The organism is Catenibacterium mitsuokai (assembly GCF_025148785.1).
Classification (GTDB): Bacteria; Bacillota_I; Bacilli_A; order Erysipelotrichales; family Coprobacillaceae; genus Catenibacterium; species Catenibacterium mitsuoka.
This window is the reverse complement of record NZ_CP102271.1, coordinates 2,526,590-2,542,072: the sequence shown is the minus strand read 5'-3', so window position 1 is coordinate 2,542,072 and position 15,483 is coordinate 2,526,590. Positions and strand designations below refer to the sequence as shown.

Sequence of the window (15,483 nt, the reverse complement as noted above, 5' to 3'; positions counted from 1 at the left end):
CTTATATTAATGAAATGCGAAAGGCACAATGGTGCTTCTGAATGAATGTATGATAAAAATGTAGAAAGAATACCGGTATGAATTCTACGTAAAGTAGTTATCAAAATAGGAGGATAGTAATAATGGCAGATGAAAATGTTAGAAAGGCACAGAAATATTTAAACAGCATGTATGGTCATCGTTCTGAATGGGTAAAGCTGGATGAGGACGGCTTGACTGGTACAGGTACATGCAAGGGGATTATCAGAGCCTTTCAGATTGAAAATGGAATCTCTCCAGTAACAGGAACAGCAGGAAATATCACTTTAAATAAAATGAGATCTTTAAGTGATATTTCAAAAATGAATGCTAATGATCCAGGAAATCCAAATGTATGCATTCTGCAGTGTGCATTGTTTGTAAAGGGGTATAATGCTGGAGGAATTACAGGAGTTTATTATACGGCTGGAGTGAATGCTGTAAAGCAGTACCAGGAAGATGCAGGACTTCCAGTAACAGGCATCATTGACTGGAAAGTTTGGATGGGACTAGTATCAATCAACTGGTTTAAAAAGACAAATGCTGGAGATAAGACGATTGTAAAAATTCAGCAGCAGTTGAATGCAGACTGGTCTGATATCATTGGTGTAGGTCCATGTGATGGTGTTGTCTCAAGATTTACTTCTTATGCATTAATTGCAGCACTACAGGCTGCTGAAGGTATTTATACAAGCTTTATTGGCAGTATTGATAAAAGAAATTTTGGTGATCAGACAGCAGCAAAATTCCCTGGTGTATTAAAGCAGGGGAAGAATGGTACCTATGTAAAGTATAATAAGCTTGTTCAATATGGATTATACTTGAATGGATATGATGCTGGAAGATTTGATGGTAACTTTGACAGTACTACTAAGTCCATGGTTGCATCATTCCAGGAGTTCTATGCATTAACGGGAATTGGGCTAGTTACATCTGGAGAAGTAAACTGTGCAACAATGAAATCACTTTTAACAAGTAAAGGTGATACAGGAAGAAAAGCAAAGGCATGTGACTGCTCCACAGTATTAAATAAGCAGCAGGCACTAGATATTAAGAATGCAGGATATCAGGTGGTAGGTAGATATCTGACAGGAACAGCAAAAGGAAAAAGAAAGTTCATCACATTTGAAGAAATTAAAAACATTGAAAGTGCTGGATTAAGAGTATTCCCTATCTATCAGGATGGAGGATATAAAGCAGAGTATTTCCAGAATCTGAGTCAGGGCATTGTAGATGCACATACAGCAATTACAGCAGCTAAGAGAATCGGTGTTCCTAGTGGTACAACTATCTACTTCGCAGTAGACTTTGACTGCTATGATTATCAGATGAAATCATTTATCGTACCATACTTCGAGAAACTGAATTATGTATTTAAGAGTGAAACAAATAATAAAAAATATAAAGTCGGAATTTATGCACCAAGATATATCTGTTCATATATCAGTAATAAAGGCTTAGCGGAATACTCATTTGTAGCTGATATGTCAAGCGGATACAGCTGCAACTTAGGTTATCCTATTCCGAAGAACTGGGCGTTTGATCAGTTCTTCGAATTTAATGTGAATAATGGTGGGCAATTCCCTTCAAGTCCTTCATTTGATTTAGATAAGGCAGGATATTCTGGTAGAGATAAGGGGATTACAACATTTGATAAAGTGCCTTATATGTCACCAGATCAATTAGCAGAGAAAAGTTCAGATCAGATGATAAAAGAACAAAAAGATCAATTCGTTTGTAATATTCTAGAAAAATTAGGATATTTAAATAAAGTTGTTAAGGCAAACATTGTATACGAGAAAGAGTTCTCAGTTGCTGCAATTCCTACAGATGGATGTACAATTTTTGTATCTTGTAAAAACTCAAAATCTTTTACACCTGATAATGAGTTTAGTAAAAAACCTATTTATATTGAAATGGATAATACAGGTTCACTGACAACAACATGTGATAATCAAATTAAGGATTTGACAGCTGGCTTGGAGATTAAGGACAAAGATATCGTAAGAATACTAGATGGTACAGTAGATGGCCTAAGAGAAGTGGCAATCTCTATGAAGGCTGGAAAAATTGGTATGAAGATTGGAGTAAAGGATAATTTGCCTGTATATACAATTATCTTCACAACAAAAGATATTTTGCCTCAATTAGATACAAAAGATTATGAAATGACAACTGAAATTAATTTTAAAATCATGCCTAGTATTTCAGATGATGGGAAGCAGCCAAAATACGAAATTGATTGGGAAAAGGTAACACAATTAGCGATTATAATTGTGTTGGTAGGATGTATAGCAGCTAGTGGTAATGCTCTTCCACTGTTGGGTAAAACACTTATTGCTCAGGGAATATTGAAACTTAGTGAGGTGATGGTCTGAGTCAATAATACTGTATATAAGGTTATAAACGCATAAAATGATTTAACTTATTTAAAAATTGCTTTTGATGATAAAAAATAATTGAGTTATGATATCATGACCTCCCAGTAGTCAGTGTAAATAATTAAAAGCACTGTTTGCTAAGGAGGTTTTTCTTAGGGGAAGAAAAAGTAAGTTTTCTAAAGAACAAAAAGTTGAAATATATAGAAGATATTTAGACATCAATTGTAAAGTGAAACTGGAATTAAGGAATTGGGATAAAGGGGCATGCCCCTTTATCCCAATTCGTACGAGCACATGCCCCTTTTATTTCATTATTATATTGGCTTTTGTAATTACTTTATTCTTATCATCTACAAAATTGATTTTCTCCAAATGATGTTCTGCTTATCAAAAAATGCATGTAATCTCTCGATATCTTCACTGCTGGCATTTTTCTTTTCAAAATAGATTGTAAAGCCTGCATTAGTTGTAAAAAATACAACATCATTTGTTTCGTTAATTTTCTTTAAATCTTTGTATTTTATAGGAGCTTTATTCGTTGATGAGTCTGCCTTGGAGTAAAGTTCATCTTCTTCAAAGACTAAATCAAAATATATTACATCTTTGTTAAATTGTTCTATTTGCTGGTTCAATAATTTTTTTAATACAGTTCTTGATAAAGCAAGATGAAATATAACTAAAAACAATAATATAATGGCAAGAGTTATGCAATAAGAAAAATATCTCATAAATAGACTTATCAATAAAAATATCAAACCAAAACTGGATGTGGCTACAAATAAGATTTTATATTTAGTAGGAAAAAATAGAATGATGATTTTTTTGAAAGTTGGATAATCCATTTTATTATTTTTGACGGTTAATATTTCCATTATTTGATACCTCGCTATTCATAATATATTAATTTTAACATGGATAAGTAACAATTGCACCAAGTATATCTGATATATATTACAAATTATGATTTTCTCTTTCGATTGATTATTTATTCTGATAAGATAATCATTTCATGATCTTGGCTGTGCTTGTATACAGAATAGCTTTTTACATCCAATGGTATATCAACTCGAACTTATATTTTACGGAAGTATTAAATCTAAATTCTATTTTGATTAACTGTCTGGATAATATGTTTAAATATACAGAACTAATAGTTGTGATAAACAGGAACAATTAATTTGAACTATTATAATAATCATAAAAGCACAATTGTGTCGATTAAATATAATATAATACATTTGTAAAACGTTTTACAATTTATAAGAAGAGGAGTAAGTAGGCAATGGTTTATTCTAATGAAGAAATTGAACTTACTCTAAACTTCTACTCTATTGCTAAATTACATATAGATAATTTAAATCAAGCAATACAGTTTAAAGAGTTGAATGACCTCGAAAAGAATGAATATGTGTTCTACTCACATATTGTCTCTAAAGTTAATTATTGGTTAAAAGAATTATTACCAGATGAGCTTGAAATTATTTCTTTGCGTAATTTTGAGAATAAAACCTTTGATCTTATTTCTATTCATGTGGGATATGCCAATCATAGTTCTATTGTAAGAAAATATAAGAGTATTATTAACAAAGTGAGAAAACTGAATAATGAACAATTTTGTTAAGAATATAGATAAAGTGTATTCTATTGTATTATCTATTCTTACAATTGCTATGGATAAACATTGGATTTTATTTATGGTGCTATTGCTATTAAATGTTCTTGATACATTAACAGGATGGATAAAATCAAGAATAAATAATAAAGAAAATTCAATGGCTGGATTGAAAGGAACCGCAAAGAAAGTAGCTCAATGGATATTAGTTTTATTGTCTTTTATAATTCCAGTATGTTTTGAAGAATTAGGAAATATAATTCACATCGATTTGGCAATATTAACGTTTTTAGGCTGGTATGTTTTGATTTCATTAATTATTAATGAATATCGTAGTATTTTAGAAAATCTTGTAGAAGCTGGATTTGATGTGCCACAGATTCTTGTTAAAGGCCTAGAAGTAGCTTCTCAAAACATAGAAAGCATGGTAGAAAAAAATGAGTAATTATATTATAGATATTTCATATCATAACGGGAAAGTAGATTTAAGCAAGGCAAAGGATTCTATTTCTGGTGTGGTGGCTAGATGTTCTTATGGATGGAGTTCTGGAAATATTGACAAGCAGTGGAACAATAATGCGAAACAAGCAAATGAGTTAGGCATTCCATTATTTGCTTATCATTTTTGTTATGCTAGAAACGAATATGAAGCTAAAAGAGAAGCATATTTAGCTTTGCAGGCATGCAGTAAATATCAGGTATGTGTTATTTATTATGATATTGAATATTCTGATTATCAGGGCAGTTTGAGTAATGACATGTATTATAAGATTGCTAAAGCATTTTGTGATGTTATTGAAGGAGCAGGTTATTCTGCTGGAATATATGCCAATCAGGATTGGTTTAAAAACAAGCTTACAAATAGTGGCTTTTCTGCATGGACGTTATGGATTGCTAATTATGGGCTTAATAATGGGTATAATAATTGGGACAATAAGATTCAATACAATCCTTTTGGAAATGTATTATTGCATCAGTTCACTTCTAATGCTAAAAAAGGAGTTTTAAAAGATATAAAAGGAATAGATTCAAAGTTTTTGGATTGTAGTTATGATCATGGTCTTATTAATACATTTTATAAGGTAAAAAACAAAACTAGTAATTTAAACGTTGGAGATAGTGTGCGTGTTAAGGCTGGTTCAAAGTGGTATGATGGTCAGTCAATCGCAAATTGTGTATTTAAAAATCAATATGAAGTGATTCAAATCAAAGGTGATAGAGTAGTAATTGGGGTAAACGGTAAAGTAACAGGAGCAATTTCATTGAATAGCTTATATTAATGAAATGCGAAAGGCACAATGGTGCTTCTGAATGAATGTATGATAAAAATGTAGAAAGAATACCGGTATGAATTCTACGTAAAGTAGTTATCAAAATAGGAGGATAGTAATAATGGCAGATGAAAATGTTAGAAAGGCACAGAAATATTTAAACAGCATGTATGGTCATCGTTCTGAATGGGTAAAGCTGGATGAGGACGGCTTGACTGGTACAGGTACATGCAAGGGGATTATCAGAGCCTTTCAGATTGAAAATGGAATCTCTCCAGTAACAGGAACAGCAGGAAATATCACTTTAAATAAAATGAGATCTTTAAGTGATATTTCAAAAATGAATGCTAATGATCCAGGAAATCCAAATGTATGCATTCTGCAGTGTGCATTGTTTGTAAAGGGGTATAATGCTGGAGGAATTACAGGAGTTTATTATACGACTGGAGTGAATGCTGTAAAGCAGTACCAGAGTGATGCAGGACTTCCAGTAACAGGCATCATTGACTGGAAAGTTTGGATGGGACTAGTATCAATCAACTGGTTTAAAAAGACAAATGCTGGAGATAAGACGATTGTAAAAATTCAGCAGCAGTTGAATGCAGACTGGTCTGATATCATTGGTGTAGGTCCATGTGATGGTGTTGTCTCAAGATTTACTTCTTATGCATTAATTGCAGCACTACAGGCTGCTGAAGGTATTTATACAAGCTTTATTGGCAGTATTGATAAAAGAAATTTTGGTGATCAGACAGCAGCAAAATTCCCTAGTGTATTAAAGCAGGGGAAGAATGGTACCTATGTAAAGTATAATAAGCTTGTTCAATATGGATTATACTTGAATGGATATAACGCTGGAAGATTTGACGGTAACTTTGACAGTACTACTAAGTCCATGGTTGCATCATTCCAGGAGTTCTATGCATTAACGGGAATTGGGCTAGTTACATCTGGAGAAGTCAACTGTGCAACAATGAAATCACTATTAACAAGTAAAGGTGATACAGGAAGAAAGTCAAAGGCATGTGACTGTTCCACAGTATTAAATAAGCAGCAGGCACTAGATATTAAGAATGCAGGATATCATGTGGTAGGTAGATATCTGACAGGAACAGCAAATGGAAAGAGAAAGTTCATCACATTTGAAGAAATCAAAAATATTGAAAGTGCTGGATTAAGAGTATTCCCTATCTATCAGGATGGAGGATATAAAGCAGAGTATTTCCAGAATCTGAGTCAGGGCATTGTAGATGCACATACAGCAATTACAGCAGCTAAGAGAATCGGTGTTCCTAGTGGTACAACTATCTACTTCGCAGTAGACTTTGACTGCTATGATTATCAGATGAAATCATTTATCGTACCATACTTCGAGAAACTGAATTATGTATTTAAGAGTGAAACAAATAATAAAAAATATAAAGTCGGAATTTATGCACCAAGATATATCTGTTCATATATCAGTAATAAAGGCTTAACGGAATACTCATTTGTAGCTGATATGTCAAGCGGATACAGCTGCAACTTAGGTTATCCTATTCCGAAGAACTGGGCATTTGATCAGTTCTTTGAATTTAATAAGAGAACAGGTGGGCAATTCCCTTCAAGTCCTTCATTTGATTTAGATAAGGCAGGCTATTCAGGTAGAGATAAGGGTATTACAACATTTGATAAAATGGCTTATATGTCACCAGATGAATTAGCAGAGAAAAGCTCAGATCAGATGATAGAAGAACAAAAAGATCAATTCGTTTGTAACATTCTAGAAAAATTAGGATATTTAAATAAAGTTGTTAAGGCAAACATTGTATATGAGAAAGAGTTCGTAGTCTCTGCAATTCCTACAGATGGATGTACAATTTTTGTATCTTGTAAAAACTCAAAATCTTTTACACCTGATAATGAGTTTGGTAAAAAACCTATTTATATTGAAATGGATAATACAGGTTCACTGACAACAACATGTGATAATCAAATTAAGGATTTGACAGCTGGCTTGGAGATTAAGGACAAAGATATCGTAAGAATACTAGATGGTACAGTAGATGGCCTAAGAGAAGTGGCAATCTCTATGAAGGCTGGAAAAATTGGTATGAAGATTGGAGTAAAGGATAATTTGCCTGTATATACAATTATCTTCACAACAAAAGATATTTTGCCTCAATTAGATACAAAAGATTATGAAATGACAACTGAAATCAGTTTTAAAATCATGCCTAGTATTTCAGATGGTGGAAAGCAGCCAAAATACGAAATTGATTGGGAGAGAGCAGAAAATTTCGGGGTGAACATTGGTCTATTAGGATTAGTTGGTTCTGGAACTTATTATTTGATTCTTAAATTACTAGAAGTTATAGGTGCATTAACACTTGTTTAATATTATAAACATAATAGTATAATTGGAGCTTTATTAGTTAATATCTCCAATTATACTTTTTACATATTTTGAGCTATTAAAAACATAAATAAGTTATATGTAATATTTATTATTTATGTTAGAATAATTCTAGTAATAAATATTCTTAATTTGTGAGGTTAGACAGAATGGAACTATTAATTGTTAAAAATAATCATCAGAATTATGCGAATTTAAAAAAAATAAGATTCTTCTTTTTTCATTTTATATACAAATTCTTTTTTCTATGTGGAGCAGTCTTAGGATTATTAACCGCATTGATTAACGTATTTAATGGTGATATGTTTGATTTTATCAAATTTTCTTTATTATCAGTTATTGTGTGTATATTACCTTTTGTTACATCAGAAGTTATGTTGAAAAGATTAATAAAACTTCAAAAAGAAAAATATGGATCAGATCAGGTAATTACCGATTTAATATTTGATAATGATGGAATTATTTCAGTTGAACAATCTACTCAAAATAAGAGTAAAATCATGTATAAGGATATTAAACAAGTTAAAGAAACAAAAGAAATTATACTATTTATAACTAAGGCAGGATATGCAACATTTTTTGAAAGAAAAAATGTGGAATCAAATGATCTCGAAAAATTAAAACAATTCTTTGATAAACAGAATATTTTATGGGAAAAATCAATATTAAATATATTTTAAACTTGATAATTTAACTTCTGAAATAGACAATTAGATAATAAAACTTGCAACACAGATTATTGAAGATATTAAAAATGGTCAGGCAGATGCTCTATTAACTGATATTTATGTAGATGAGTCTTTATTAGATACTCAGAAAGAAAGATATATTGCAGCTATTGAAAAGTTTATTTCACTTTATGGTGATAAGGAAGTAGAAGTATTCTCAGCACCAGGTAGAAGTGAAGTATCTGGTAACCATACAGACCACCAGCATGGTGAAGTATTAGCTGCTGCAATTAACTTAGATATTATTGCGATTACAGCACCTAGAGATGGTGAAATTAAGGTATTATCTGATGATTATGACTTAAAGGCTGTAGCTGTAGATGACTTAGAAAAGAAAGCTGAAGAAGAAGGTACTTCTGAAGGATTAATTAGAGGTACTCTTGCACGCTTTAAGGAATTAGGTCTTCATATTGGTGGTTTTGAAGCTTATATGACAAGTGAAGTATTACAGGGTTCTGGTCTTTCTTCATCAGCAGCATTTGAAGTCATGATTGGTACTGTATTATCAGGTTTATATAATGATATGACAGTGAGTCCAGTATTGATTGCACAGATTGGTCAGTATACAGAAAACGTCTATTTTGGTAAACCATGTGGATTAATGGACCAGTGTGCAAGTTCAGTAGGTGCTCTTATTCATATTGACTTTAAAGACAATGATCATCCTGTTGTAGAAAAAGTAGATGTTGATTTCTCTTCATTCCATCATAGTTTATGTATTGTAGATGTTCATGCATCTCATGCAGATTTAACTGATGATTATGCAGCCATTCCTACAGAAATGAAGGAAGTAGCACACTTCTTTGGAAAAGAATTCTTAAGAGAAGTATCAGAAGAAGAATTTAAAGCACATATTCCTGAATTACGTGAAAAGATGAGTGACCGCTGTGTCATCCGTGCATTACACTTCTTTAAGGAAGATGCAAGAGTAGAAAAAGCAGTATCTGCCTTAAAGAACAATGACTTTGATACATTCAAGTCAGTCATCAAATCATCAGGAGACAGTTCTTATAAATACCTACAGAATATCTATTCTAACCATGATGAAACAAACCAGGCAGTTTCTATTGCCTTAGGCTTATCTGAAGATATCCTAGGTAATAAAGGTGTATGTAGAGTACATGGTGGTGGATTTGCAGGTACGATCCAGGCCTTTGTAGAAGATGATTATGTAGAAACATATAAGACTGAAATTGAAAAGTATTTTGGTGAAGGTTCTTGTCATATTCTTAAAGTAAGAAAGTATGGCGGTAAGAAAGTAGAATTATAAGCATTAGAAAACCTCTTTGATATGAGAATCAAAGAGGTTTTCTTTACTATAGAATTGATTTTCTCCAAGTGATATTCTGCTTATCAAAAAACGCATGTAATCTCTCAATGTCTTCACTGCTGGCATTTTTCTTTTCAAAATAGATTTTAAAGCCTGCATTACTTGTAAAAAATACAATATCATTTGTTTCGTTAATTTTCTTTAAATCTTTGTATTTTATAGGAACTTTATTCGTTGATGAGTCTACCTTGGAGTAAAGTTCATCTTCTTCAAAGACTAAATCAAAATATATTACGTCTTTGTTGAATCGTTCTATTTGCTGTTTCATTAATTGTTTTAATAAAGCTCTTGATACAGCAAGATTAAATATAACTTCGAATAATAAAATAGCGCTAATTTTTATGCAAAAAGAAAAATCTCTCATAAATAGACCTATCAATAAAAATATCAAACCAAAAATGGATACAGCTACAAATAAGATTTTAGATATAGTAGGAAAGAATAGAATGATGATTTTTTTGAGAGTTGGATAATCCATTTTATTATTTTTGACGGTTAATGTTTCCATTTCTTGATACCCCCTTATTATAATATATAAGTTATTTTTACATAAACAAAACTATTAGTCAAAATGAAGTGTTATATAGGATTCTATAATTTCTATTTTATCCTTACTGAGCACCTACAAAATTGACTTTCTCCATGTGATGTTCTGCTTATCAAAAAATGCATGTAGTCTCTTAATGTCTTCATTACTGGCATTTTTCTTTTCAAAATAGATTGTATACTCTGCTTTACTTGTGAATATTACGACATCTTTGGTTTCTAATATTTTTTTAATATTCTTGTATTTCATGGGAATTTCATTTTTTGATGAGTATTCAGTTGAGGTTAATTTACTTTCATCAAAGACTAGATCATAGAAAATTACATCAGTGTGATACAAATCATTAAGTTGATTTATGTATTTTTTTGCGGTCATTCTTGATTGAATAAGAGGTGTTGTAGCTACAATTAGTAATATAATAATGCATGTTGCAATTTCAATAATATCTCCTGTATATAGATTTATAAACAAAGCAATCAATGCACCACAAAACATAGCCACTAGTGACAGTATATAATATGTAGGAAATGTGTAAAAGACAACTTTTTTAAGAGTTAAATAATCAATTTTATTATTTTTGACGGTTAATATTTCCATTATTTGATACCTCTCTATTCATAATATATTAATTTTAACATGGATAAGTAACAATTACACCAAGTATATCTGATATATATTACAAATTATGATTTCCTCTTTCGATTGATTATTTATTCTGATAAGATAATCATTTCATAATCTTGGCTGTGCTTGTATACAGAATAGCTTTTTACATCCAATGGTATATCAACTCGAACTTATATTTTACGGAAGTATTAAATCTAAATTCTATTTTGTTTAACTGTTTGGATAACCCTAAATTGAGTACCCGAATTGCAAGCAGAAACTGGAAATAAGAAGATAAATTAGATTTTATAGAAAATGGTATTATTAGTTACATTAAGTTTAGCTAGTTCGTTAAGAAATAGTTCTTCAGAAGAAAGGTATCCAAGTATCTTTCTTTTCTTCTGATTTATTTTATTGTTTATATCAATAGTTGTCTCCTTATCAATTGTATTAATATCAGTTCCTTTCGTAATGAAATATCTTATAAGTCCATTGCAGTTCTCATTTGAGGCTCTGTCACATGAATGATAGGGTCTACCGAAATAGACAGTGGTTCTTTTCTCTTTTGATTTTGGCTTTTGTTCTATATCCTTCCATCTAGAAAACTCACTTCCATTATCAAAGGTGATTGATTTAAAGATATCCTTAAAGCTATCACCATAGAACTTATGAAGCTTGTTTATCTGCATATAGACCTGCTTTGAAGATTTGGCAGAGATAGGAATCATATAATAGAAGCGTGTCTTTCTTTCAATCAGAGTAAGATATGCACCATTCTGTCCATCTCTAGGTCCAGTAACTAGATCACCTTCCCAGTGTCCGAATTCTTCTCTGTCCTTGATATATTCAGGCCTTTCGGTAATGGAAGTGCCTTTCTGTCTTTTTGGAATGTATGACTTCCAGTTCTTCTTTGTCTTTCTTCTGACCATGCGTGGAAGATCAATAGGCTTGATGGATGTTCTTCCCTGGTGGACATAGCTGTAAAATGTTTTAGTAGACACAGTCACTATATTCTTTATAATATCTGGCTGATGAATCCTTAAATAGTTTATGGTCTCATCAATAGAGGATAATCTATTTGATTTTACTTCTTGTTCGACAAGAGAGATGAACTCTTTTGATTTTTCAAATTTAGAGTTATTTGGAATCTTATGATTCTTGGATCTCTTCTCGAATGCAGCCATGGCAGAAAGTTCATAATGAATTTTAAGATGAGTATCTTTGATAGTTATAGTGGCATCCTTAATGACCGAATAGACATTAGAGACGGTAGTGCCTACAGTAGAAGCTAACTCTTTAATGAATTGAGTCTTGCCAATGTTACGCTTGCCAGAATGGGAAGCATTGAACTGAATCAAAGAATTGATGATGAATTCATAATGAGAAAAATTAAGGTGTTTATTTTTAGCTTTTTGTGATATATTAATGCTGTTCATAGGAATCTCCTTATAAAGTGTGGTAACTATATAATACGATTTCTATGGACTTTTTTTATACAGAAATTGAGAATAGGGGCTTGCGGCCGCGCGAATTGGGATAAAGGGGCATGCCCCTTTATCCCAATTCCTTAATTCCAGTTTCATTTTACAATTCAGACCCTAAATTGAGTATATAAAAATAGTTGACAGATAATGATGATATGATAAATTACTTATTAGAGGGTGATATTGAATGAGGATTGAAGTTCAAAATAATGTAATTAATAAAGAAGTTCTTGAAAGGAATAAAAAATATTTAATGCCTACTTGGAAGAATTATTTGGCAAGAATATATATTACATTCTTTCTTGTATTATCTATAATCTGTTTAATACAGGGAACTTCTGAAATGAGAATATATGCATTTGCTGCTTTTACAGTTGCAGCAGTGTTTTTCTTCGCTCGTATTTACGTTACTAAAAGAAACATCAATTTAATTTTATCTAAACAAATAGAGATATCAGGAAAAGAAGAAGTATTTTATTCGTTGGTCTTTGGAAATAATAGTGTCAATATAATTTTATCCAGTGATAAAACAAGTCAAATAAAGTATGAAGATATTAACAAGATAATTGATACACCAAAAGATTTTGTATTTATAAGTAAACATAGCTTTTTTATTATTTGTCAAAAAGATAATTTAAAGAGCGATGAAAAAGAAAAAATATATGAAATAATAAAGCGTATGAATATAAAGTTAGTAAAGGGAAAATAAATGTTGCATTCAATATAGTGGGCAATGTTGTTTTGAAGATAATAAAGAACTATTAAACCTATTACAAAGTATACCTAATGTTAAGTGGAAAGAAGCTAAACAATGGACACTAGTTTAGAAAGTAATAATAGATAGAATTATAACGACTGTGCATTTACTAATAGGGGTTTATTCCCCTGTTTTTTTTATGTATACTTGTTTAAAAGCGAGGTAATAAGAAAAATGTTATTTAATACACATACACATTTAAATAGTGAACAATTATTTGAAAATCGTGATTTATATATTCAGAATGCAATAGAAAGAGGTGTGAAGTACTTTACTGTTGTAGGTTATGATTTAGAGTCTTCACGTCTTGCAGTACAGATAGCGCATGAGTATAATTTTATTTATGCTGCAGTAGGTATTAGTCCTAATGATTGTAAAGAGACAACAGATGAGGATTTAGAGGCAATAGAAGCTCTTTCAAAAGATCCTAAGGTTGTTGCTGTAGGTGAAATAGGATTAGATTACTATTGGGATGAAGTATCTAAAGAAAAACAGATTGACTGTTTTAAGAAACAATTAGAAATAGCCAAGAGATTATCTTTACCTGTTACTATTCATGCCAGAGATGCTTATGAAGATACATTGGATATTCTTTCTAAGTCAGGTGTAAAGGGTATTATGCATTGTTATAGTGGAAGTTATGAGATGGCTTTAAGATTCATTAAGATTGGTTATTATATTTCTTTAGCAGGTCCTGTTACTTTTAAGAACGCGAAGGTTCCTAAAAGAGTCGCTGAAAGCGTAGATTTAAACTATCTACTTGTAGAAACAGATGATCCTTATCTCACACCAGCACCTTATAGAGGAAAACAGAATGAACCAGGTAATGTCTATTTTGTTGCACAAAAGATTGCTGAACTAAAAGGATTAAGCTATGAAGAAGTCGCAAAACAGACAACAGAGAATGCACTTAAAGTATTCCAGTTAAAGAAATAGTAATTAAAATAGAGTATAATATAGTCTATCAGGAGGCTAATCTGAATAAAAATTGAAAGAGAAAACAAATTTTACCCTAAAAAAGTGCATAAAGCCCCTTTCCCCAAATGGAAGGCTATTCTATTTGAGGTGAGTTCTTAGATTCTTTTCTGATGAGTTGTAGAATCTCTGCTTCAGACAAGCCTGTGCGGCTGAGTTGATTGAAGGCATTTCGTAAATTATTTTTAACGTATTCAATTCGTTGCTTCTTTGTTGTTTCAACATCTGCCATGTCTGTTGGATTAAATGCTTCACCTGTTTTTAAAAGATGATAGACAGCAATAAGTATTTTTCTCGCAATCGCAATGATAGCTCGTTTCTTACCGCGTCTTTTAGATATCTTGTTGAATTTGTCTGCATAGTATTCGCATTCCTTATCTTTTACGGCAGCATGTGCAACCTGAACAAGACAAGGCTTAAGATAAACGCCAGCTTTTGAAACTTTAACCGATTTCTTTTTGCCAGCTGATTCATTACATCCAGGAGCTAATCCAGCCCATGCAGCAAGTTTGCGATGAGAGGACCATTGAGACATATCAGTGCCGATTTCAGAGATAATGGTAATAGCAGATTTTCTATTGATTCCTGGTATTGTACAAAGAAGCTGTATGTAGTCTTCGTAGTTGGCAACCATCAAGTTGATATGGTGCTGTATTTCATCAAGAAGAGAATCCAGATAGTCCATATGTTTCTGAACGATTTTAATTCTAGCCTTTTGAAACTGATTTAGCTGAATACCATCAACAGCACTCAGGATGTCTTCATGAGATGCTTTACAACCGGCATGAACTTTAGAAAGAATATCTTCACTTGTATATGGATCATTTGATAAAATAGTATTGACAATAGCGGAAGCAGATTTACCAAAGATATCAGAAAAAACAATATCAAGTTTACAGTTTCCAGTAGTCAAAGCATTTTGGAAACGATTCTTTTCAGAAGAACGCATATTGATAAGTTTATACTGATAGCGGGTAAATTCCCTGAGGACGCGGATATCCTTTTCAGGGATATAGCTGGATCTGACAATACCGAATTTAAAGAGGTCGGCAATCCATTTGGCATCCTTATTGTCATCCTTCTCACCTTTGATAGCCTTGACCCATTTAGGATTGGCAACAACGACATTAGAAATATGGCCTTCTAATGCATTGTATACAGGGATATAGTACTTGCCGGTTGATTCCATGCATACATTTTGACAGTTGTTTTCAATAAGCCAATCCCTGAATTGAATGAGCTGGTTATTGAAGGTTGAGAATCTTTTTTTAATGTACTTGGGTTTGACGGATTCAGAGATGCAGATAACAGCAACAATGAAAGATTTGTGCACGTCAACACCACAAGATCTAGGGTAAACAATCTCCATAAATAAAAGG

Annotated in this window: 14 protein-coding genes; 9 read left to right on the top strand and 5 right to left on the bottom strand. The window is 31.8% G+C overall.

The window, feature by feature from the left end; all coding sequences use genetic code 11:
• The first annotated feature begins 122 nt into the window (after nt 1-122).
• On the top strand, nt 123-2,396 hold the full coding sequence (locus NQ499_RS13055) for a glycoside hydrolase domain-containing protein (protein WP_259848546.1): 2,274 nt from the start codon (nt 123-125) through the stop codon (nt 2,394-2,396).
• A 353-nt stretch (nt 2,397-2,749) separates the two neighbouring features.
• On the opposite strand, the gene NQ499_RS13050 is transcribed toward NQ499_RS13055, so the two are convergent.
• Complete coding sequence (locus tag NQ499_RS13050) at nt 2,750-3,271, bottom strand: hypothetical protein (protein ID WP_006505151.1); 522 nt, start codon at nt 3,269-3,271, stop codon at nt 2,750-2,752.
• 410 nt (nt 3,272-3,681) lie between these two features.
• On the opposite strand from NQ499_RS13050, the gene NQ499_RS13045 reads away from it, so the two are divergent.
• The 6 genes from NQ499_RS13045 (at nt 3,682) to NQ499_RS13020 (ending at nt 9,675) form a co-directional block, all read left to right on the top strand.
• Nucleotides 3,682-4,020 carry a hypothetical protein gene (locus tag NQ499_RS13045; protein ID WP_006506246.1) on the top strand — a complete coding sequence of 113 codons (339 nt, stop codon included), beginning with the start codon at nt 3,682-3,684 and terminating at the stop codon, nt 4,018-4,020.
• A complete protein-coding gene (locus NQ499_RS13040; protein WP_006506245.1) occupies nt 4,004-4,456 on the top strand; it encodes a phage holin family protein in 453 nt (150 codons plus the stop codon). Before NQ499_RS13045 ends, NQ499_RS13040 begins: the two co-directional genes overlap by 17 nt.
• Nucleotides 4,449-5,291: a GH25 family lysozyme gene (locus NQ499_RS13035; RefSeq protein ID WP_259848545.1), complete on the top strand. Its 843-nt coding sequence runs from the start codon at nt 4,449-4,451 to the stop codon at nt 5,289-5,291. The genes NQ499_RS13040 and NQ499_RS13035 overlap by 8 nt, the downstream gene beginning before the upstream one ends.
• A 112-nt stretch (nt 5,292-5,403) precedes the next feature.
• Nucleotides 5,404-7,659 carry a glycoside hydrolase domain-containing protein gene (locus NQ499_RS13030; protein WP_259848544.1) on the top strand — a complete coding sequence of 752 codons (2,256 nt, stop codon included), beginning with the start codon at nt 5,404-5,406 and terminating at the stop codon, nt 7,657-7,659.
• Between the two features lie 167 nt (nt 7,660-7,826).
• Nucleotides 7,827-8,357, top strand: a complete 531-nt coding sequence (locus tag NQ499_RS13025) for a YcxB family protein (protein ID WP_006507211.1) — start codon at nt 7,827-7,829, stop codon at nt 8,355-8,357.
• 37 nt (nt 8,358-8,394) lie between these two features.
• A complete protein-coding gene (locus NQ499_RS13020) occupies nt 8,395-9,675 on the top strand; it encodes a galactokinase (protein ID WP_407651065.1) in 1,281 nt (426 codons plus the stop codon).
• 46 nt (nt 9,676-9,721) lie between these two features.
• Here NQ499_RS13020 and NQ499_RS13015 read toward each other — a convergent pair whose 3' ends face one another.
• The 3 genes from NQ499_RS13015 to NQ499_RS13005 form a co-directional block, all read right to left on the bottom strand.
• Nucleotides 9,722-10,243 (bottom strand): hypothetical protein, encoded by a 522-nt coding sequence (locus NQ499_RS13015; RefSeq protein WP_006506747.1) that lies wholly within the window; start codon nt 10,241-10,243, stop codon nt 9,722-9,724.
• Nucleotides 10,244-10,357: 114 nt separating this feature from the next.
• On the bottom strand, nt 10,358-10,879 hold the full coding sequence (locus NQ499_RS13010; protein ID WP_259848543.1) for a hypothetical protein: 522 nt from the start codon (nt 10,877-10,879) through the stop codon (nt 10,358-10,360).
• A 308-nt stretch (nt 10,880-11,187) separates the two neighbouring features.
• Nucleotides 11,188-12,324, bottom strand: coding sequence for an IS30 family transposase (locus NQ499_RS13005; RefSeq protein ID WP_259848542.1), 1,137 nt, complete (start codon nt 12,322-12,324; stop codon nt 11,188-11,190).
• Nucleotides 12,325-12,559: 235 nt separating this feature from the next.
• Between NQ499_RS13005 and NQ499_RS13000 the strand changes: the two genes are divergently transcribed.
• Nucleotides 12,560-13,081 (top strand): YcxB family protein, encoded by a 522-nt coding sequence (locus NQ499_RS13000; RefSeq protein WP_006504661.1) that lies wholly within the window; start codon nt 12,560-12,562, stop codon nt 13,079-13,081.
• 222 nt (nt 13,082-13,303) lie between these two features.
• A complete protein-coding gene (locus NQ499_RS12995) occupies nt 13,304-14,065 on the top strand; it encodes a TatD family hydrolase (RefSeq protein ID WP_006504660.1) in 762 nt (253 codons plus the stop codon).
• Nucleotides 14,066-14,180: 115 nt separating this feature from the next.
• On the opposite strand, the gene NQ499_RS12990 is transcribed toward NQ499_RS12995, so the two are convergent.
• A complete protein-coding gene (locus NQ499_RS12990) occupies nt 14,181-15,473 on the bottom strand; it encodes an IS110 family RNA-guided transposase (RefSeq protein WP_006504659.1) in 1,293 nt (430 codons plus the stop codon).
• Nucleotides 15,474-15,483: the final 10 nt, after the last annotated feature.